The organism is Tahibacter soli (assembly GCF_025717065.2).
In the GTDB taxonomy this organism is placed as follows: Bacteria; Pseudomonadota; Gammaproteobacteria; order Xanthomonadales; family Rhodanobacteraceae; genus Tahibacter; species Tahibacter soli.
The window spans coordinates 49239-67305 of sequence record NZ_JAOVZO020000017.1 but is presented as its reverse complement, the minus strand read 5'-3'; the positions used below and the strand labels follow the sequence as shown (position 1 = coordinate 67305).

Genomic DNA, 18067 nt, shown 5'->3' with positions numbered 1-18067 from the left:
GGATAAGTCAGCATTGCTCACTCGCGGGCCCGACACCATGACCGATATCCGTCCCGTCGCCCTCGTCACCGGCGCCGCCAGGCGCGTCGGCGCAACGATCGCGCGGCGCCTGCACGCCGCCGGCTACGACGTCGCGCTGCACTGCCGCCGCTCGCGCGCCGAACTCGACGCGCTGATCGCCGATCTCGAACGCGAGCGCCCGAACGGCACGCTCGCGCTGCAGGCGGAACTCGCGAATGTCGAGGCGTTGCCCGACCTCGTCGACGCGGCGCTCGAGCGCTACGGCCGGCTCGACGTGCTGGTCAACAACGCCTCGGCGTTCTACCCGACGCCGGTCGGCACCGTGACGGCCGCGCAGTGGGACGAGTTGTTCGCCAGCAACGCGCGCGCGCCGTTCTTTCTCGCGCAGGCCGCCGCCGCCGCGCTCGCGACGTCGCACGGCGCGATCGTCAATCTCGTCGACATCTACGCCGAACGGCCGCTCGCACGACATCCGCTGTACAGCATGGCAAAGGCGGCGCTCGTGATGATGACGCGCGCGCTCGCGCTCGATCTCGCGCCCGACGTGCGCGTCAACGCGATCGCGCCGGGCGCGATCCTGTGGCCCGAGGCCGGCAAGACGGCGGCCGAGCGCGACGCGCTGATCGCACGCACGCCGCTCGCGCGCGCAGGCACGCCCGACGACGTCGCCGACGCCGTGCTGTGGCTCGCTCGCGACGCGCGCTATACGACCGGCGAGGTCGTCCGCATCGACGGCGGCCGGTCGCTCGGCATCTGAAACGACGAAGGCCCGGCGTCGGCCGGGCCTTCGTGCATCGCATCGGACGAACGCTTATGCCTTGACGCGAAACGCGTGCGCGACGAGTTCGCGGTCGAAGCCGCCGCCGATCTCGCCTTCTTCGGCGTAGCGGTAGATCGCCGCGGCGTAGATGCCCGACAGCGCGGCCTGGATCAGGCTCAGGACGACGATCGCGAAGAACATCAGCGCCACCGCGGTGACCACGAGCGCGCCCGACTTCGCCGACGCCGCCGCCATGATCAGCAGCACGCCGCCCATGACCGTCGCGAACATCAGCACGCCGAACACGAGGCCGACGCCGACGTTGCCGATGAGGTTTTCGCCCCACGTCTTCTTCAGGAGCTCGACGCTGCGCTTGACCGCATCGACCGGGCCGACGTCGTTGCTGACGAGCACCGGCACGACGAGGAACGTCGCGACGGTCCACGCGGCGCCGATGAGGCCCACGATCCAGCGGCCGATGAAGCCGGCGCGTTCCTGCAGCGCGCGCAGGATGATGCCGACGGTCGCGGAGATCAGCGCGTAACCGAGGATGGCCGGCAGCTTCGACATCGCGATGCGGAAGCCGTCGGCGACGGTCGGGTCGCCGCCGCGCAGGCGGATCATCGCCGCGCCGACGAGCGCGGTGTTGAAAAAGATGATGACGAAGTACTGCACGAGGTAGAACAGGAACCCGAGCACCGCGAGCACCGGATCGATCTTGTCGCGCGAAAAGTGCTCGAACAGGCCCGCGAACGCGGCCGGCACGAAGAACGTCGCGGCGACGATCAGGCAGCACAGCGCCGACAGCGCCGGAAACAGCAGCAGTTCCTTGTCCGCGCGCAGTACGCCTGCGCTGGCCTTCATCAGTTCCCAGCTTTGCTTGAACTTTTCGATCATGGTCGTTCCCCTGACGCTCCCTGAAGTCGTGCGCAAAATTAGCACGGCGCCGGGGCGCCGTCATGGACGAAACGTCAGGTGCTCAAAGTCACGATGTCGTAGTCGCGCGCGTAGTCGGCGTGCTCGCGCCACAGATCGGCGAGGCGGACGCCCGCGACCGGGTGCACCGCTTCCGGCGCGATCTGCGCGAGCGGTTTCAACACGAACGCGTATTTCAACTCGTCGCGCGGAATCTTGAGGTTGCCGCGGCCCGAGAGCACGCGTTCGCCGCAGAGCACGATGTCGACGTCGAGCGTGCGGTCGGAATAACGCGGCACGTCGCGACGGCGGCCGTGGCGGTCTTCGAGCGCGTGCAGCCAGTCGTTGAGGGCTTCCGGATCGAGTTCGGTGTCGATGCCGGCGGCGAGATTGACGAACGCGGGACCGTCGAAACCGACGGCGGGAAAGCGCCAGGCGGCGGAAGCGACGACGTCGCCGAAATACGCGCGCAGTTCGGCGAGCGCGGACGCGAGGTGACGCTCGGGCTCCTCGTTGGAACCGAGGCTGAGGTAGTAGCGGGTCATGCCGACATTCGCGCATGACCGGCATGCGACGGTCAAGCGCGTCGCGATGCGGAGGTCTGTCGTAGAATCGGCGCATCTTCACGACGGCATCGCCATGACCTACTGCGTCGGCATCCGGGTACAGCAAGGGCTCGTGTTCGCGGCCGATACGCGCACGAGCGCGGCGTTCGACGACGTGCGCATCCACAGCAAGATGCACGTGTTCGAATTTCCCGACCGCGTGCTCGTGCTGCTCTCGTCCGGCAATCTCGCCACGACGCAGACGGTGCTCGCGCGCCTCGCGTGCGACGCCGAAAACGAGGCTTCGGGCCTGCGCAGCGCGAAGCATCTGTTCGAAGTGGCCGAGCACATCGGCCAGACGCTCGTCGCCGCGCAGCAGCTCGTCGCGAACAACAACAGCCCGAACCCGGTGAACGTCGAGGCGACGCTCGTCCTCGGCGGCCAGATTCGCGGCGAGCAGCCGGCGCTGTACCTCATCTATCCGCTCGGCAACTGGATCTCCGCGTCGCCGGAAACGCCGTACGTGCAGATCGGCGAGTCGAAATACGGCAAGCCGATTCTCGATCGCATCGTGCGTTCGGCGACGACGCTCGAGGACGCCGCGCGCTGCGCCGTCGTGTCGCTCGATTCGACGGCACGCTCGAACCTGTCGGTCGGCCTGCCGTTCGATCTTGCGATCGTGCGCACGGGCGAGCTCAAGATCGCGCAGACGCTGCGGCTCGAGGCCGATACGCCGCTCTACGTCGAGATACGCGACACGTGGTCGCGCAAGCTCGAACACGCGGTGCATTCGCTGCCGCGCTTCGCGTGGGAAACCGACGCGGCCAAGATCAAGTCGGCCTAGTCAAGTCGGCCCGGCCCGGCCGGGTTGCGCTCAGGCGCGGAAGTAGGCTATCCGCAGTTCGTCGTCGAGACTTGCGAGCGCGCGCTGGATTTCGTCCATCAGCGCCGTAGTCCCGGCTTCGACCAGGCTTTCCGCGTCGGCGTCGGTCGCCAGCGCGAGCGCGCGCAGCACGGCGCGCTCGACCGGCTGGTAGTGCGGCAGCGACGGCAGCAACTGCCGGATGCGCACGAGGCAGAACGCGACGCTGCGCGGAAAATCGCGACTCTGCAGCAGAAAGCGCAATGCCGGCGCCGGCGCGAAACGCGCGCGCGCATGGCGGCGGAACATCTGGTCGGCTTCGAGCGAGCGCAGCACGCTCATCCACTGCAGGTTGCGGATCGTGGCCGCATCGTCGGTCAGGCGCGATCGGATCAGGCCGAGCGCGCCGGCGTCGATGATGCGGCTGGTCATGTCGGCCTGTTCCAGCGCGGTGCCGAGTCGCAGGAACTGATAACCGATGTCGCGGCTGACGTTCGCCGTGAGAATGCCGGAAACGGCGAGACAGCCGTCGACGACGCGCGCGAGCAACTCGTGGCGATAGCGCCGCGCGATGCCGCGCTCGGCGCCTTCCTGCAGGTCCAGGTGCATGTGGTTGACCTTGAACCACACTTCCTGCGGCAGCGTTTCGCGGATCGAGCGCAGGATGTCGCGCGCCTGCGCGAGCGAGACGAGCATCGACGACGGGTTGCGCTCGTCGACGAGCAGGAAGCGCGCGACGGCCGTCTCGCCGCCGTCGGGATACAGCTGCGCGAACTGCGCCTGCACGCCGAGCGTCTCGACCAGCGGTTCCCACGCGAAACGCAGGCCGCGCGGCAGGTCGAGTTCGAGCTGTCCGTTGACGCCGACGAGGCGCGCGCAGTTTTCCGCGCGGCGCAGGTAGCGGCTGAACCAGTAGAGAGAGTCGGCAACGCGCGAAAGCATCAGTGCGCCTCCTCGATGTCGACCACCCACGTGTCCTTCGCGCCGCCGCCCTGCGAACTGTTGACGACGAGCGAGCCCTTGGTCATCGCCACGCGCGTGAGGCCGCCGGTCGTGACGTAGACGTCTTCGCGCGACAGCACGAACGGGCGCAGGTCGACGTGGCGAGGCTCGAAACCCGATTCGGTAAGAATCGGCACGGTCGACAGCGACAAGGTCGGCTGCGCCATGTAGTTGCGCGGATCGGCGAGGATCAGGTCGCGGAATTTCGCGCGCTGGCGCGCCGTCGAACGCGGCCCGATCAGCATGCCGTAGCCGCCCGACTCGTTCGCCGGTTTGACGACCAGCTCGTGCAGATGCTCGATCACATAGTCGCGTTCGCGCTTTTGCGTACAAAGATAACTCGGCACGTTCGGCAGGATCGGTTCTTCGTCGAGGTAGTAGCGGATCATCTTCGGTACGTACGTGAACACGACCTTGTCGTCGGCGACGCCGGCGCCCGGCGCGTTCGCGAGCGCGACGTTGCCCGCGCGCCACGCGCGCATCAGGCCGCGCACGCCGAGCACGGAATCGGGGTTGAACGCTTCGGGATCGAGGAAGAGGTCGTCGACGCGACGGTAGATCACGTCGACGCGCTGCGGACCTTCGACCGTGCGCATGTAGCAGCAGTCGTCGTCGCCGACGAAGAGATCGGTGCCTTCGACGAGCTCGATGCCCATGCTCTGCGCAAGAAAGCAGTGCTCGAAATACGCGCTGTTGTAGATGCCGGGCGTGAGCAGCGCGATGGTCGGCACGTCGCCGGGACGCGGCGTCAGCGCGGCCAGCGTGTCGTACAGCTGCGCCGGATATTCGTCGACCGGCAGGATCGCGCTCGTGCCGAAGAGTTCCGGAAACACGCGCTTGGCGACCATGCGGTTCTGGATCATGTACGACACGCCGCTCGGTATGCGCAGGTTGTCCTCGAGCACGTACAGCGTCCCGTCGCCGTCGCGCACGAGATCCGAACCGCACACGTGCGCCCAGACGCCGAGCGGCGGCTTCACGCCGACGCACTGCGGTCGAAAATTCACCGATTTGCTCAACAGCGCACGCGGAAACACTCGGTCGCGCACGATGCGCTGCTCGCCGTAGATGTCGCCGATGAACCGGTTCAGCGCGGTCACGCGCTGGCGCAGGCCGGCTTCGGTACGGCGCCACTCTGCGCGGGTGATCGTGCGCGGCACGATGTCGAACGGCAGCGTGCGATCGACGTTGCGGCCGTCGCTGTAGACGGTGAACGTGATGCCCATGAGCCGCGCCGCGAGCCCGGCGGCGAGCTGGCGCTCGCCGAGATCGCGCGCATTGAGGCCGCCGAGATAGGCGAGCAGATGTTCGGCGGCCGGCCGGGCGGCGCCTTCCGTCGTGATCAGTTCGTCCCACGTCGACGAACGGTAGCGTCCCCACGCCGACCCAATCGCGTTCGACCCCATTGCGCCTCCCCGGCGACACCGGTTGGGCAGTGCGACGAATGATGCGCCGCACCACGTCGGGATCATCTATACGCGGAACGAGAACGCTTTTCCAGCCGGCGACGCGGATGCGAGGAACGATCAGGCCTTGCCGCGCTCGATGCGCACCCCGACGGCGCGCGAACCGCGCACGGCGCCGGGCTTGGACAGTTTCAGACGCAACCAGCTGACGCCGAATTCGTCGAGCACGATCGCGGCGCAGCGCTCGGCCAGCGTCTCGACGAGCTCGAAGTGCGACGCCTCGACGAACGCGATCAGGCGCTTGGACACGGCCTTGTAATCGAGCGTGTCCTCGATGCGATCGGTCGCGGCGGGCTTCGTATTGTCGAACGCCATTTCGAGATCGATGGCCACGACCTGACGGATCTTGCGTTCCCAGTCGTAGATGCCGATGACGGTTTCGATGCGCAGGTCTTCGATGAAGACGGTGTCCATGAACGACGGATCTCCTAGCGGGTTTCGAGCGCGGTGAGGCTTTCCAGATCCCAGCGCGGCATCACCTTGATCGCCGGGCTTTCGATCTGTCCGGCGGACAGGCGCAGCGCGCCGGCGAGCGCGATCATCGCGCCGTTGTCGGTGCAGAACTCCGGCCGCGGAAAGTACACGCGCGCGCCGATGCGCCGCGTCGCTTCGTCGAGCCCCGCACGCAGGCGCCGGTTCGCGCCGACACCGCCGGCGATCACGAGCGACTTCGCGCCGGTGGCCTCGAGCGCTCGCAGGCATTTGATGCGCAGCGTATCGACCATCGCCTCTTCGAAGCCGCGCGCGATGTCGGCACGCGTCGCATCGCTGCGATCGCTCTGCTGCCACGCGAGCAGCACCTGCGTCTTCAGGCCCGAGAAGCTGAAATCCAGACCGGGCCGGTCGGTCATCGGCCGCGCGAACTTGAATCGTCCGGGCACGCCGTGTTCGGCGAGCTTCGCCAGCTGCGGTCCGCCCGGATACGGCAGGCCCATGAGTTTCGCGGTCTTGTCGAACGCTTCGCCGGCGGCGTCGTCGAGCGTGTCGCCGAGGAGGCGATAGCTGCCGATCGCGTCGACCGCGATCAGCATCGAATGGCCGCCGGACACGAGCAGCGCGACGAACGGCGGTGCCGGCGACTCGGTTTCGAGCAACGGCGCCAGCAGATGACCCTCCATGTGGTGCACGCCGATCGCCGGCACGTCGAGCGACCAGGCGAGCGCACGCGCGGCCGACGCGCCGACGAGCAAGGCGCCGATCAAACCGGGTCCGGCGGTATAGGCCACACCGCCTAAGTCGCCGACGCCGATGCCGGCCGCGGCCAGCGTCTCGCGCACGAGCGGCAAGAGCTTGCGCACGTGATCGCGGCTGGCCAGTTCCGGCACGACGCCGCCGTACTCCGCATGCAGCCGGATCTGGCTGTACAGGCGGTGCGCGAGGAGGCCGCGTTCGATGTCGTAGACCGCGACGCCGGTTTCGTCGCACGACGACTCGATCCCGAGCACGGGCTTTACGACAGCCGGCTTGACGATGGCGGGCTTGATGATCGGCTTTGCAATTGACACGTCTGACACGCTAAACTTCGCGGCTCGCCCAAGAACGGGGCCCAGTGTAACAGCGGAGATCTCATGCCCAACGTCAAAGTTCGCGAAAACGAACCCTTCGAATTTGCCCTGCGTCGCTTCAAGCGCACCTGCGAAAAGGCCGGCGTCCTCGCCGAGACGCGCAAGCGCGAGTTTTACGAAAAGCCGACCCAGGAACGCAAGCGCAAGCGCGCTGCGGCCGTCAAGCGCCATCTGCGTCGCGTCGGTCGCGACGTGACCAAGCGCAAGCGGTTGTACTGAGCACCCGGGCGGGCGTACGCCCGTCCTCCCCGTTCAGCGGGCTGCTCCGCCGGCCGGTGCTACGCAAGTGGCGCCGGCTTTGTGCTTTCTGCGATTTGAGGAAACTTGTCCCATGTCCCTGAAAATCCGCCTCACCGACGACATGAAGACCGCGATGAAGTCCGGCGAAAAGGATCGCCTCGGCGTCATCCGCCTGATCAATGCCGCGATCAAGCAGCGCGAAGTCGACGAGCGCATCGCGCTAGACGATGCGCAGGTGCTGGCCGTGCTCGAAAAGCTCGTCAAGCAGCGCAAGGATTCGGTCACCCAGTACGAAGCGGCCGGCCGCGAAGACCTCGCCGCCGTCGAGCGCTACGAAATCGGCGTGATCCAGGCCTACCTGCCGGCGCAGCTGTCCGAAGCCGAGGCGATCGAAATCGTTGCCGCGGCCGTTGCCGAAGTCGGCGCGGCGGGTCCGAAGGACATGGGCAAGGTGATCGGCGCGGCGAAACCGAAAATCGCCGGCCGCTTCGACACCGGCAAGCTGTCCGAACTCGTCAAGGCGAAGCTCGCCACGCTCGGCTGATACTTTCGCCCCGGAGCGCAGCGTCGTTCCGGGGTCTTCTGGCGATAGCAGGGCCTACGCATGGCCGGTCGCATCCCCGACACGTTCATCGACGAGCTGCTGGCACGCGTCGATATCGTCGACGTTGTCCAGGAGCGCATTCCCCTCAAGAAGGCGGGACGCGACTGGAGCGCGCGCTGTCCGTTCCACGACGAGCGCTCGCCGTCGTTCACGGTCAGCCCGACCAAGCAGTTCTATCACTGCTTCGGCTGCGGCGCGCACGGCAGCGCGATCAAGTTCCTGATGGACTACGACCGGCTCGAATTCCCCGACGCGATCGAGGAGCTCGCCGGTCGCGTCGGCCTGAAAGTGCCGTACGAAGGCGGCCGCTCGAACGCGCCGGCGGCGACCGACAACACCGATCTCTACGGCGTGCTCGACCAGGCCGCGCAGTTCTATCAGCGCGCGCTGTCGCAGAACCCGACCGCGCAGGCGTATTTCGAGGGCCGCGGGCTCGATGCGGAAACGCAGAAGCGCTTCGGGCTCGGCTACGCGCCGGACCAGTGGGATGCGCTCAAGTCGCAGCTCGGCACGAACGCCCAGCGCTCGGCGCTGCTCGAAAAAGGCGGACTCGTCAAACGCGGCGAGCGCGGCAGCCTGTACGACATCTTCCGCGACCGCGTGATGTTTCCGATCCTGGATCGCCGCGGTCGCGTGATCGCGTTCGGCGGCCGCGTGATGAAGAAAGACGACGGCCCGAAGTACCTGAACTCGCCGGAGACGCCGGTGTTCCACAAGGGCCGCGAGCTGTTCGCGCTGTGGCAGGTGCGGCAGGCGGCGCAGAAGGTGTCGCGCATCATCGTCGTCGAAGGCTATATGGACGTGATCGCGCTGCACCAGTACGGACTGCCGCAGGCGGTGGCGACGCTCGGCACCGCGACGACGCGCGACCACGCGGAATTGCTTTTTCGCAACTGCGCCGATGTGTACTTCTGCTTCGACGGCGATCGCGCCGGGCGCCAGGCCGCGTGGCGCGCGGTCGAGTCGGTGCTGCCGCGCATGCGCGACGGCCGCCAGGCGCATTTCCTGTTTTTGCCCGACGGCGAAGATCCCGACTCGGTGATCCGCAAGGAGGGCGCTCAAGGTTTCGAGCAGCGCCTGACGAGCGCCACGCCGCTGTCGGAATTCTTCTACGCGCACCAGGAAGCCGATACCGACCTGCGCACCGCGGACGGCCGCGCGCGGCTCGCCGAACGCTGCCGCGAGCTGATCGGCGGCATACCGGAAGGCGCGTTCCGCGATCGCATGCTCGAAATCCTGACCGACAAGACCGCGATCCGCTGGTCGCTGGCCGCGACGCTGTCGCCGCAGATGCGCGAGGGCGCGCAGGGCATGCTCGAAGAACGCTACGCGCAATTGCGCGGCGATCCGGCGGCCGCCGCCCCGGCGACGCGCGAATCGGCCGGCCGCGCGCCGGCAGGCGGCGACGGCGGACGCAGCGTCGTGCGCCAGGCCGTGGCGCTGCTGCTGCAGCATCCGTCGTTCGCGCAAGCCGCGACGCCGCCGCACGCGTTCGTCGCACTGCGCCGGCCTGGCGTGCCGCTGCTCGTGGAGCTGCTTCAGCTGTGCCGTGCGCGGCCGGAAATCAACAGCGCGGGCTTGCTCGAACACTTCAATGAGCGCGACGAAGGTGCCGCGCTGCGCAAGCTCGCGGTGCTCGACCTGCCCGGCGATCCTGAAAGCCTGCAGCACGAGTTCGTCGACGCGCTGGGCACGCTCGATCGCCAGACGGCCCAGCAACGGATCGACGACCTCGTGCAGCGGCAGTCCGAGCAGGGACTGGCCGACGCGGAGAAGGCCGAACTGCGGAGCTTGCTCGCGGCACGCAACGTGCGTTGACGGATGCGCCGGCGCATGACTTCCGGCTTATGCCGCAAGTCACGCGCACGCTAGGCTGGGTACTCTACGCCCCCTGGAGCGAAACCATGAAGCATCTGATCGTCGTGGCGACGCTGTCGCTCTGCGCGCCGCTCGCGACCGCGGCCGACGCGTCGGTCGCGCGCGTCGAGTCCGGCACGCGCATCGTTGAAAATGTCCCGGATATTCCAGCGGACCTCGCGGAACGCCTGCAGCGCTACCAGAACACGCGCGGCGCGCAGTTCGTCGGCTGGAATGCCGACGGCGCGTCCGTCCTGATCTCCACGCGCTTCGGCAACACCGCGCAGGTGCATCGCGTGAAGATGCCCGGCGGCGCGCGCGAACAGCTGACTTTCTACGAAGAGCCTGTGCGCGCGATCGCGGCGAGTCCGGCACGCGACATGTTCGTGTTCGGCAAGGACGTCGGGGGCTCGGAGTTTTGGCAGCTCTATGCGTTCGACGGCGCAACGCGCGAAATCACGATGCTGACCGACGGCAAGTCGCGCAACGGCGATCCGCTGTTCTCGCACGACGGCCGGCAGCTCGCCTACAGCAGCACGCTGCGCAACGGCAAGGATACCGACGTGTGGGTGCGCGATCTCGACGGCGGCAAATCGCGCGTGGTCGTTACGGCCGGCGGCAGCTGGCAGCCGGTCGACTTCTCGGGCGACGGCAAGCGGCTGATCGTCATGCAGTACGTGTCGGCGAACGAGTCGCGCCCGACCGTCGTGGATCTCGCGAGCGGCGCGCTGACGAAGCTCTACGACGAGAAAAAGCGCGTCGCGTACGGCAATCTGCGTTTCTCGTCGGATGGCGCGAGCGTCTACTACACGTCGGACGAAAGCGGCGAGTTCAGCGAGTTGCGCAAGCGCGATCTCGCGTCGACGCGCAGCACGAGCCTGACCGCGAACATTCCGTGGGACGTCGAGGGCTTCGTGATGTCCCACGACGGCCGCCGCATCGCTTTCGTGACGAACGAGGATGCGATCGGCGTACTGCACGTGCGCGATCTCGACAGCGGCAAAGACCTTGCGCTGCCGAAGCTGCCGACCGGCGTCATCGACGCGGTCGAGTTCCGACCGGACGGCGCGCAGGTCGCGCTGTCGATCAATTCGGCGACGTCGCCGAGCGACGTGTATTCGATCGACCTCGCAGCCGGCACGCTCGCGCGCTGGACCGAGAGCGAAGTCGGCGGCCTCGACACGGCGAGCTTCATCGCGCCGGAGCTCGTGCGCTTCCCGACATTCGACAAGGCAGGCGGCAAACCGCGCACGATTCCGGCGCTGTACTACCGACCGAAAGGCGACGGCCCGTTTCCGTCGGTCGTCGTGATCCATGGCGGTCCGGAAGCGCAGTCGCGCCCCGTGTTCAGTGCCGACGCACAGTTCCTCGCCGGCAAGCTCGGCGTTGCCGTGCTGGTGCCGAACGTGCGCGGGTCGAGCGGCTACGGCAAGACCTATCTCGAACTCGACAACGGCTTCAAGCGCGAAGATTCGGTCAAGGACATCGGGGCGCTGCTCGACTGGATCGGCACGCGCAAGGAGCTCGACGCGGGACGCGTCGGCGTCTACGGCGGTTCGTACGGCGGCTACATGGTGCTGGCCGCGATGACGCACTACAACGCGCGGCTGCGTGCCGGCGTCGACATCGTCGGCATCTCGAACTTCGTGACGTTCCTCAACAACACCGAGAGCTATCGCCGCGACCTGCGCCGCGCCGAGTACGGCGACGAGCGCGATCCGAAGATGCACGCGCATCTGCAGAAGATCTCTCCGATGACGAACGCGAAGAACATCACCATCCCGCTGTTCGTCGCCCAGGGCGCGAACGATCCGCGCGTGCCGGCGTCCGAGGCGGAACAGATCGTCAGGACCGTCCGCGGCAACGGCGGCAATGTCTGGTATCTGCTGCAGAAGGACGAAGGACACGGTTTCCAGAAGAAGTCCAACAAGGACTACTTCGGAGCCGCGACGATGCAGTTCTGGAAGCAGTACCTGATCGGCGACGAGAGGCGCTGACGGCGAGCCGGGCCGGCCGCTCCGCGCGGCCGGCTCAGGCGACGACGAACGCGCGCAGCGTCGGCGTCGCGAGATAGTGATCGGCGAGCAGGAACGCGAACAACGCCATCAGGTATACGATGGAATAGTTGAACACCTTCATCGCGAAGAACTCGTCCGGCGGGTTGAGCAGGACGATCGCGTAGTACAGAAACACCGCGCCGAGCACGAGCGCGCCGCCGAGATAGAACAGGCCCGTCATGCCGGTGAGCCACGGCAGCACGGTGACCACGAGCAGCAGCACGGTGTAATACAGCACGTGCCAGCGCGTGTACTCGACGCCGTGGGTCACCGGCAGCATCGGAACCTGGGCGCGCGAGTAGTCGTCGCGGCGGAAGATCGCGAGCGCCCAGAAATGCGGCGGCGTCCACACGAAGATGATCAGGAACAGCAGCAACGCGTACGGGTGCACTTCGCCGGTCACCGCGGCCCAGCCGAGTACCGGCGGCGCCGCGCCGGCGGCACCGCCGATCACGATGTTCTGCGGCGTCGCGCGCTTGAGATACGCGGTGTACACGATCGCGTAGCCGATCAGCGACGCGAACGTCAGCACGGCGGTCAGCCAGTTGACCCAGACGACGAGCATCGCCATCGACACGACGCCGAGCACGATCGCGAACACGAGCACCTGGCGGGGCGTCAGCGCACCGGTTGCCAGCGGACGATGCGCCGTGCGCGCCATGACACGGTCGATGCGCTGGTCGATCAGATGGTTGATCGCCGCTGCCGACCCCGCGGCGAGCCAGATGCCGACACTGCCGGCGATCGCCGGAACGAGGGGCGGCCAACCGGGCACCGCGAGAAACATGCCGATGATCGCGGTGAACACGATCAGCGCGACGACGCGCGGCTTGGTCAGCTCGAGGTATTGGCGCAGGGAGGAGGTCGACATGGATTGCGTAGCCTGCAAGCTGCGGCGTCGATGTGCAAGGGCCGGAGCGCCGAGCCGCTGCTCGCCGCGCTCTGGATATTCGAGAAGCCATAAAAGCACAAGGCGCTCTCCGATGGAGAGCGCCTTGTAGTTGTAAGGCCCTGGCAGTGACCTACTCTTGCATGCGGATGCACACTACCATCGGCGCGGGTTCGTTTCACTTCCGAGTTCGAGAAGGGATCGGGTGGTACCAAACCGCTATGGCCGCCAGGGAGACGTTGGGGCTTGCGCCGTAAAAGAAGCGCACTGCCCGGCATTGGGACTTGGGATGTGAACAGAGTTGGGATCGCAGTCTCGACGTGTAGTTGAGACGAAGCGAAGCAGCTTGGAGTTATATGATCAAGCCGCACGGATCATTAGTATCGGTTAGCTCGGCATTACTGCGATACACACCCGACCTATCAACCAGGTAGTCTACCTGGGTCCTTCAGGGAGCTTGAGCTCCGGGAGATCTCATCTTGAGGCGCGCTTCCCGCTTAGATGCTTTCAGCGGTTATCGCTTCCGTATATAGCTACCCGGCAGTGCCACTGGCGTGACAACCGGAACACCAGAGATACGTCCACTCCGGTCCTCTCGTACTAGGAGCAGCCCCTCTCAAATCTCCAACGCCCACGACAGATAGGGACCGAACTGTCTCACGACGTTCTGAACCCAGCTCGCGTACCACTTTAAATGGCGAACAGCCATACCCTTGGGACCGACTACAGCCCCAGGATGTGATGAGCCGACATCGAGGTGCCAAACACCGCCGTCGATATGAACTCTTGGGCGGTATCAGCCTGTTATCCCCGGAGTACCTTTTATCCGTTGAGCGATGGCCCTTCCATACAGAACCACCGGATCACTAAGTCCTACTTTCGTACCTGCTTGATCCGTCGATCTTGCAGTCAAGCACGCTTATGCCTTTGCACACAGTGCGCGATGTCCGACCGCGCTGAGCGTACCTTCGAGCTCCTCCGTTACTCTTTGGGAGGAGACCGCCCCAGTCAAACTACCCACCATACACGGTCCCCGATCCGGATTACGGATCCAGGTTAGAACGTCAAGCACATCAGGGTGGTATTTCAACGTTGGCTCCATGCCAGCTAGCGCCGGCACTTCAAAGCCTCCCACCTATCCTACACAGACGAACTCAACGTTCAGTGTAAAGCTATAGTAAAGGTTCACGGGGTCTTTCCGTCTTGCCGCGGGAACGCTGCATCTTCACAGCGATTTCAATTTCACTGAGTCTCGGGTGGAGACAGCGCCGCTGTCGTTACGCCATTCGTGCAGGTCGGAACTTACCCGACAAGGAATTTCGCTACCTTAGGACCGTTATAGTTACGGCCGCCGTTTACTGGGGCTTCGATCAAGAGCTTCGCCTTGCGGCTGACCCCATCAATTAACCTTCCAGCACCGGGCAGGCGTCACACCCTATACGTCCACTTACGTGTTTGCAGAGTGCTGTGTTTTTGATAAACAGTCGCAGCGGCCTGGTCACTGCGGCCCAAAACTGCTCAGCAACGCGTGTTGCCACAGTTCTGGGCGCACCTTCTCCCGAAGTTACGGTGCTATGTTGCCTAGTTCCTTCACCCGAGTTCTCTCAAGCGCCTTGGGATTCTCACCCTGCCTACCTGTGTCGGATTACGGTACGGTCTGACCGTAGCTGAAGCTTAGAGGATTTTCCTGGAAGCGTGGCGTCAGTGACTTCGCTCAAAGAGCTCGTCTCGGTGCTCGGCGTAAATGAGAGCGGATTTGCCTACTCTCAACGCCTACCGCCTTTCCCCGGGACAACCAACGCCCGGTACACCTAGCCTTCTCCGTCCCCCCATCGCACTACAGTCAGGTGCCGGAATATTAACCGGCTTCCCATCGACTACGCTTTTCAGCCTCGCCTTAGGGACCGACTCACCCTGCGCCGATGAACGTTGCGCGAGGAAACCTTGGGCTTTCGGCGGGGAGGCTTTTCACCCCCCTTATCGTTACTCATGTCAGCATTCGCACTTCCGATACCTCCAGCAGACCTTACGATCCACCTTCGCAGGCTTACGGAACGCTCCTCTACCGCTTACTCTTGCGAGTAAACCCCGAGCTTCGGTACATCGCTTAGCCCCGTTAAATCTTCCGCGCAGGCCGACTCGACCAGTGAGCTATTACGCTTTCTTTAAAGGGTGGCTGCTTCTAAGCCAACCTCCTGGCTGTCTATGCCTTCCCACATCGTTTTCCACTGAGCGATGATTTTGGGACCTTAGCTGCGGGTCTGGGTTGTTTCCCTTTTCACGACGGACGTTAGCACCCGCCGTGTGTCTCCCACGCTGACACTTGCTGGTATTCGGAGTTTGCAATGGTTTGGTAAGTCTCAATGACCCCCTAGCCATAACAGTGCTCTACCCCCAGCAGTGATACGTGAGGCGCTACCTAAATAGCTTTCGAGGAGAACCAGCTATCTCCGGGTTCGATTAGCTTTTCACTCCTAGCCACAACTCATCCCCTACCTTTGCAACGGGAGTGGGTTCGGGCCTCCAGTCCGTGTTACCGGACCTTCACCCTGGTCATGGCTAGATCACCCGGTTTCGGGTCTACACCTTGCGACTATGCGCCCTATTCAGACTCGGTTTCCCTTCGCCTACCCTAGACGGTTAAGCTCGCCACAAAATGTAAGTCGCTGACCCATTATACAAAAGGTACGCAGTCACCCTTGCGGGCTTCCACTGCTTGTACGCATACGGTTTCAGGTTCTATTTCACTCCCTTCACCAGGGTTCTTTTCGCCTTTCCCTCACGGTACTAGTTCGCTATCGGTCAGTCAGGAGTATTTAGCCTTGGAGGATGGTCCCCCCATGTTCAGACAGGGTTTCACGTGCCCCGCCTTACTCAATTTCACCCACGATGCCCTTTCGCGTACCGGGCTATCACCTTCTATGGCCAGCCTTTCCAGACTGTTCCGCTAGAACATCGTGTGCTTATGGGCTGTTCCCCGTTCGCTCGTCACTACTTGGGGAATCTCGGTTGATTTCTTTTCCTCCAGGTACTGAGATATTTCAGTTCCCTGGGTTCGCCTCCTCACCCTATATATTCAGGTGAGGATACTCATTGCTGAGTGGGTTTCCCCATTCGGACATCATCGGATCAATGTCTGCTGCCAACTCCCCGATGCTTTTCGCAGGCTGCCACGTCCTTCATCGCCTCTGACTGCCAAGGCATCCACCGTATGCGCTTAGTCGCTTGACCATATAACTCCAAGTTGCCTCGGAATCGATCAAACTCCTGGATATTTCGCCTACTTGCCTCAACGACACGTCTTGGTGACTCGACTGAGTCCCAAACGCTTGTTCACATCCCAAGTTGTCAAAGAACGCACCGCGACCTCAACGTCGCGTTGCTTTAAATTCGTGTGCGCAGTTACATCCAGAATGGTGGGTCTGGGAGGACTCGAACCACCGACCTCACCCTTATCAGGGGTGCGCTCTAACCACCTGAGCTACAGACCCAAATGTCTTAGTCGACGCTCGCGCGCCGTTCGCTGGTTGGTGGAGCTGACCGGGATCGAACCGGTGACCCCCTGCTTGCAAAGCAGGTGCTCTCCCAGCTGAGCTACAGCCCCGTCTAACGGAGCCCCGACTCTCGTCGGGCTCTTATTCTGGATGCAGGTGCCTTGTGTGGACGCCTTGGTATGGGCTTCGTCGTTCTCGAAAGGAGGTGATCCAGCCGCACCTTCCGATACGGCTACCTTGTTACGACTTCACCCCAGTCATTGACCACTCCGTGGTAAGCGTCCCCCTTGCGGTTAGACTACCTACTTCTGGAGCAACCAACTCCCATGGTGTGACGGGCGGTGTGTACAAGGCCCGGGAACGTATTCACCGCGACATTGCTGATTCGCGATTACTAGCGATTCCGACTTCACGGAGTCGAGTTGCAGACTCCGATCCGGACTGGGATCGGTTTTCTGGGATTGGCTTCACCTCGCGGCTTCGCAACCCTCTGTACCGACCATTGTAGTACGTGTGTAGCCCTGGCCGTAAGGGCCATGATGACTTGACGTCATCCCCACCTTCCTCCGGTTTGTCACCGGCAGTCTCCTTAGAGTTCCCACCTTTACGTGCTGGCAACTAAGGACAAGGGTTGCGCTCGTTGCGGGACTTAACCCAACATCTCACGACACGAGCTGACGACAGCCATGCAGCACCTGTCTCACGGTTCCCGAAGGCACCAATCCATCTCTGGAAAGTTCCGTGGATGTCAAGGCCAGGTAAGGTTCTTCGCGTTGCATCGAATTAAACCACATACTCCACCGCTTGTGCGGGCCCCCGTCAATTCCTTTGAGTTTCAGTCTTGCGACCGTACTCCCCAGGCGGCGAACTTAACGCGTTAGCTTCGACACTGATTGCCAAGTTGCAACCAACGTCCAGTTCGCATCGTTTAGGGCGTGGACTACCAGGGTATCTAATCCTGTTTGCTCCCCACGCTTTCGTGCCTCAGCGTCAGTGTTGATCCAGATGGCCGCCTTCGCCACTGGTGTTCCTCCCGATCTCTACGCATTTCACCGCTACACCGGGAATTCCACCATCCTCTATCACACTCTAGCCAGCCAGTATCCACTGCAGTTCCCAGGTTGAGCCCAGGGCTTTCACAGCAGACTTAACTAACCGCCTACGCACGCTTTACGCCCAGTGATTCCGAGTAACGCTTGCACCCTTCGTATTACCGCGGCTGCTGGCACGAAGTTAGCCGGTGCTTATTCTTTCGGTACCGTCATCCAGCCCAGGTATTAGCCGAACTGATTTCTTCCCGAACAAAAGTGCTTTACAACCCGAAGGCCTTCTTCACACACGCGGCATGGCTGGATCAGGCTTGCGCCCATTGTCCAATATTCCCCACTGCTGCCTCCCGTAGGAGTCTGGGCCGTGTCTCAGTCCCAGTGTGGCTGATCATCCTCTCAGACCAGCTACGGATCGTCGCCTTGGTGGGCCTTTACCCCACCAACTAGCTAATCCGGCATCGGCTCATCCAATCGCGTGAGGCCTTGCGGTCCCCCACTTTCACCTCTCGGTCGTATGCGGTATTAGCGTAAGTTTCCCTACGTTATCCCCCACGACAGGGTAGATTCCGATGCATTCCTCACCCGTCCGCCGCTCGCCGCCAGGGTTGCCCCCGCGCTGCCGCTCGACTTGCATGTGTTAGGCCTGCCGCCAGCGTTCACTCTGAGCCAGGATCAAACTCTTCAGTTAGATCTTCTGACTTACGTCAAACTTATCTCAGGGTCCATCTAGCTTGCATATGC

The 18067-nt window shown here is 63.9% G+C and carries 13 protein-coding genes, 2 tRNA genes and 3 rRNA genes; 6 read left to right on the top strand and 12 right to left on the bottom strand.

The features are described from left to right. The first annotated feature begins 37 nt into the window (after positions 1-37). Positions 38-778 (top strand): pteridine reductase, encoded by a 741-nt coding sequence (locus tag OD750_RS11560; RefSeq protein ID WP_263545387.1) that lies wholly within the window; start codon positions 38-40, stop codon positions 776-778. 54 nt (positions 779-832) lie between these two features. Here the strand turns inward: OD750_RS11560 and OD750_RS11555 are convergent, their stop codons facing one another. Further along, on the bottom strand, positions 833-1678 hold the full coding sequence (locus OD750_RS11555; RefSeq protein WP_263545386.1) for a DUF6159 family protein: 846 nt from the start codon (positions 1676-1678) through the stop codon (positions 833-835). 74 nt (positions 1679-1752) lie between these two features. Next, positions 1753-2241: a 2-amino-4-hydroxy-6-hydroxymethyldihydropteridine diphosphokinase gene (gene folK / locus OD750_RS11550; RefSeq protein WP_263545385.1), complete on the bottom strand. Its 489-nt coding sequence runs from the start codon at positions 2239-2241 to the stop codon at positions 1753-1755. Positions 2242-2335: 94 nt separating this feature from the next. On the opposite strand from folK, the gene OD750_RS11545 reads away from it, so the two are divergent. After that, positions 2336-3085, top strand: a complete 750-nt coding sequence (locus OD750_RS11545) for a proteasome-type protease (RefSeq protein ID WP_263545384.1) — start codon at positions 2336-2338, stop codon at positions 3083-3085. A 30-nt stretch (positions 3086-3115) separates the two neighbouring features. Here OD750_RS11545 and OD750_RS11540 read toward each other — a convergent pair whose 3' ends face one another. The 4 genes from OD750_RS11540 to tsaD form a co-directional block, all read right to left on the bottom strand. Continuing rightward, positions 3116-4045 carry an alpha-E domain-containing protein gene (locus OD750_RS11540; RefSeq protein WP_263545383.1) on the bottom strand — a complete coding sequence of 310 codons (930 nt, stop codon included), beginning with the start codon at positions 4043-4045 and terminating at the stop codon, positions 3116-3118. Then, on the bottom strand, positions 4045-5511 hold the full coding sequence (locus OD750_RS11535; RefSeq protein WP_263545382.1) for a circularly permuted type 2 ATP-grasp protein: 1467 nt from the start codon (positions 5509-5511) through the stop codon (positions 4045-4047). Before OD750_RS11535 ends, OD750_RS11540 begins: the two co-directional genes overlap by 1 nt. Positions 5512-5631: 120 nt before the next feature. Beyond that, positions 5632-5985: a dihydroneopterin aldolase gene (gene folB, locus OD750_RS11530; RefSeq protein WP_263545381.1), complete on the bottom strand. Its 354-nt coding sequence runs from the start codon at positions 5983-5985 to the stop codon at positions 5632-5634. Between the two features lie 14 nt (positions 5986-5999). Then, complete coding sequence (gene tsaD / locus OD750_RS11525; RefSeq protein WP_263545811.1) at positions 6000-7016, bottom strand: tRNA (adenosine(37)-N6)-threonylcarbamoyltransferase complex transferase subunit TsaD; 1017 nt, start codon at positions 7014-7016, stop codon at positions 6000-6002. A gap of 123 nt (positions 7017-7139) precedes the next feature. Between tsaD and rpsU the strand changes: the two genes are divergently transcribed. The 4 genes from rpsU (at position 7140) to OD750_RS11505 (ending at position 11834) form a co-directional block, all read left to right on the top strand. Further along, positions 7140-7355 (top strand): 30S ribosomal protein S21, encoded by a 216-nt coding sequence (gene rpsU / locus OD750_RS11520; RefSeq protein ID WP_263545380.1) that lies wholly within the window; start codon positions 7140-7142, stop codon positions 7353-7355. A gap of 112 nt (positions 7356-7467) precedes the next feature. Beyond that, entirely contained in the window at positions 7468-7920 is a 453-nt protein-coding gene (locus OD750_RS11515) for a GatB/YqeY domain-containing protein (protein WP_263545379.1), read from the top strand. 60 nt (positions 7921-7980) lie between these two features. Then, positions 7981-9798: a DNA primase gene (gene dnaG / locus OD750_RS11510; protein ID WP_263545378.1), complete on the top strand. Its 1818-nt coding sequence runs from the start codon at positions 7981-7983 to the stop codon at positions 9796-9798. Between the two features lie 86 nt (positions 9799-9884). Further along, positions 9885-11834 (top strand): S9 family peptidase, encoded by a 1950-nt coding sequence (locus OD750_RS11505; protein WP_263545377.1) that lies wholly within the window; start codon positions 9885-9887, stop codon positions 11832-11834. Positions 11835-11868: 34 nt separating this feature from the next. Here OD750_RS11505 and OD750_RS11500 read toward each other — a convergent pair whose 3' ends face one another. From OD750_RS11500 to OD750_RS11475, 6 genes are all read right to left on the bottom strand, one after another. Then, positions 11869-12783: a heme o synthase gene (locus tag OD750_RS11500; protein WP_263545376.1), complete on the bottom strand. Its 915-nt coding sequence runs from the start codon at positions 12781-12783 to the stop codon at positions 11869-11871. Positions 12784-12903: 120 nt separating this feature from the next. Beyond that, positions 12904-13016 (bottom strand): 5S ribosomal RNA (rrf, locus tag OD750_RS11495). 123 nt (positions 13017-13139) lie between these two features. Next, positions 13140-16014, bottom strand: a 23S ribosomal RNA gene (locus OD750_RS11490). A gap of 183 nt (positions 16015-16197) precedes the next feature. Further along, positions 16198-16274, bottom strand: a tRNA-Ile gene (locus tag OD750_RS11485). Positions 16275-16311: 37 nt separating this feature from the next. Next, positions 16312-16387, bottom strand: a tRNA-Ala gene (locus OD750_RS11480). 88 nt (positions 16388-16475) lie between these two features. Beyond that, a 16S ribosomal RNA gene (locus tag OD750_RS11475) occupies positions 16476-18014 on the bottom strand. Together the 16S, 23S and 5S rRNA genes with 2 tRNA genes alongside form the textbook arrangement of a ribosomal RNA operon. Positions 18015-18067: the final 53 nt, after the last annotated feature.

What these genes read in the sequence shown, in the direction of transcription:
- rpsU (WP_263545380.1), top strand. Translation starts at nt 7,140, where the DNA reads ATGCCCAACGTCAAAGTTCGCGAAAACGAACCCTTCGAATTTGCCCTG.
- OD750_RS11555 (WP_263545386.1), bottom strand. Translation starts at nt 1,678, where the DNA reads ATGATCGAAAAGTTCAAGCAAAGCTGGGAACTGATGAAGGCCAGCGCA.
- OD750_RS11515 (WP_263545379.1), top strand. Translation starts at nt 7,468, where the DNA reads ATGTCCCTGAAAATCCGCCTCACCGACGACATGAAGACCGCGATGAAG.
- dnaG (WP_263545378.1), top strand. Translation starts at nt 7,981, where the DNA reads ATGGCCGGTCGCATCCCCGACACGTTCATCGACGAGCTGCTGGCACGC.
- OD750_RS11545 (WP_263545384.1), top strand. Translation starts at nt 2,336, where the DNA reads ATGACCTACTGCGTCGGCATCCGGGTACAGCAAGGGCTCGTGTTCGCG.
- OD750_RS11535 (WP_263545382.1), bottom strand. Translation starts at nt 5,511, where the DNA reads ATGGGGTCGAACGCGATTGGGTCGGCGTGGGGACGCTACCGTTCGTCG.
- folK (WP_263545385.1), bottom strand. Translation starts at nt 2,241, where the DNA reads ATGACCCGCTACTACCTCAGCCTCGGTTCCAACGAGGAGCCCGAGCGT.
- OD750_RS11540 (WP_263545383.1), bottom strand. Translation starts at nt 4,045, where the DNA reads ATGCTTTCGCGCGTTGCCGACTCTCTCTACTGGTTCAGCCGCTACCTG.
- OD750_RS11505 (WP_263545377.1), top strand. Translation starts at nt 9,885, where the DNA reads ATGAAGCATCTGATCGTCGTGGCGACGCTGTCGCTCTGCGCGCCGCTC.
- OD750_RS11560 (WP_263545387.1), top strand. Translation starts at nt 38, where the DNA reads ATGACCGATATCCGTCCCGTCGCCCTCGTCACCGGCGCCGCCAGGCGC.
- folB (WP_263545381.1), bottom strand. Translation starts at nt 5,985, where the DNA reads ATGGACACCGTCTTCATCGAAGACCTGCGCATCGAAACCGTCATCGGC.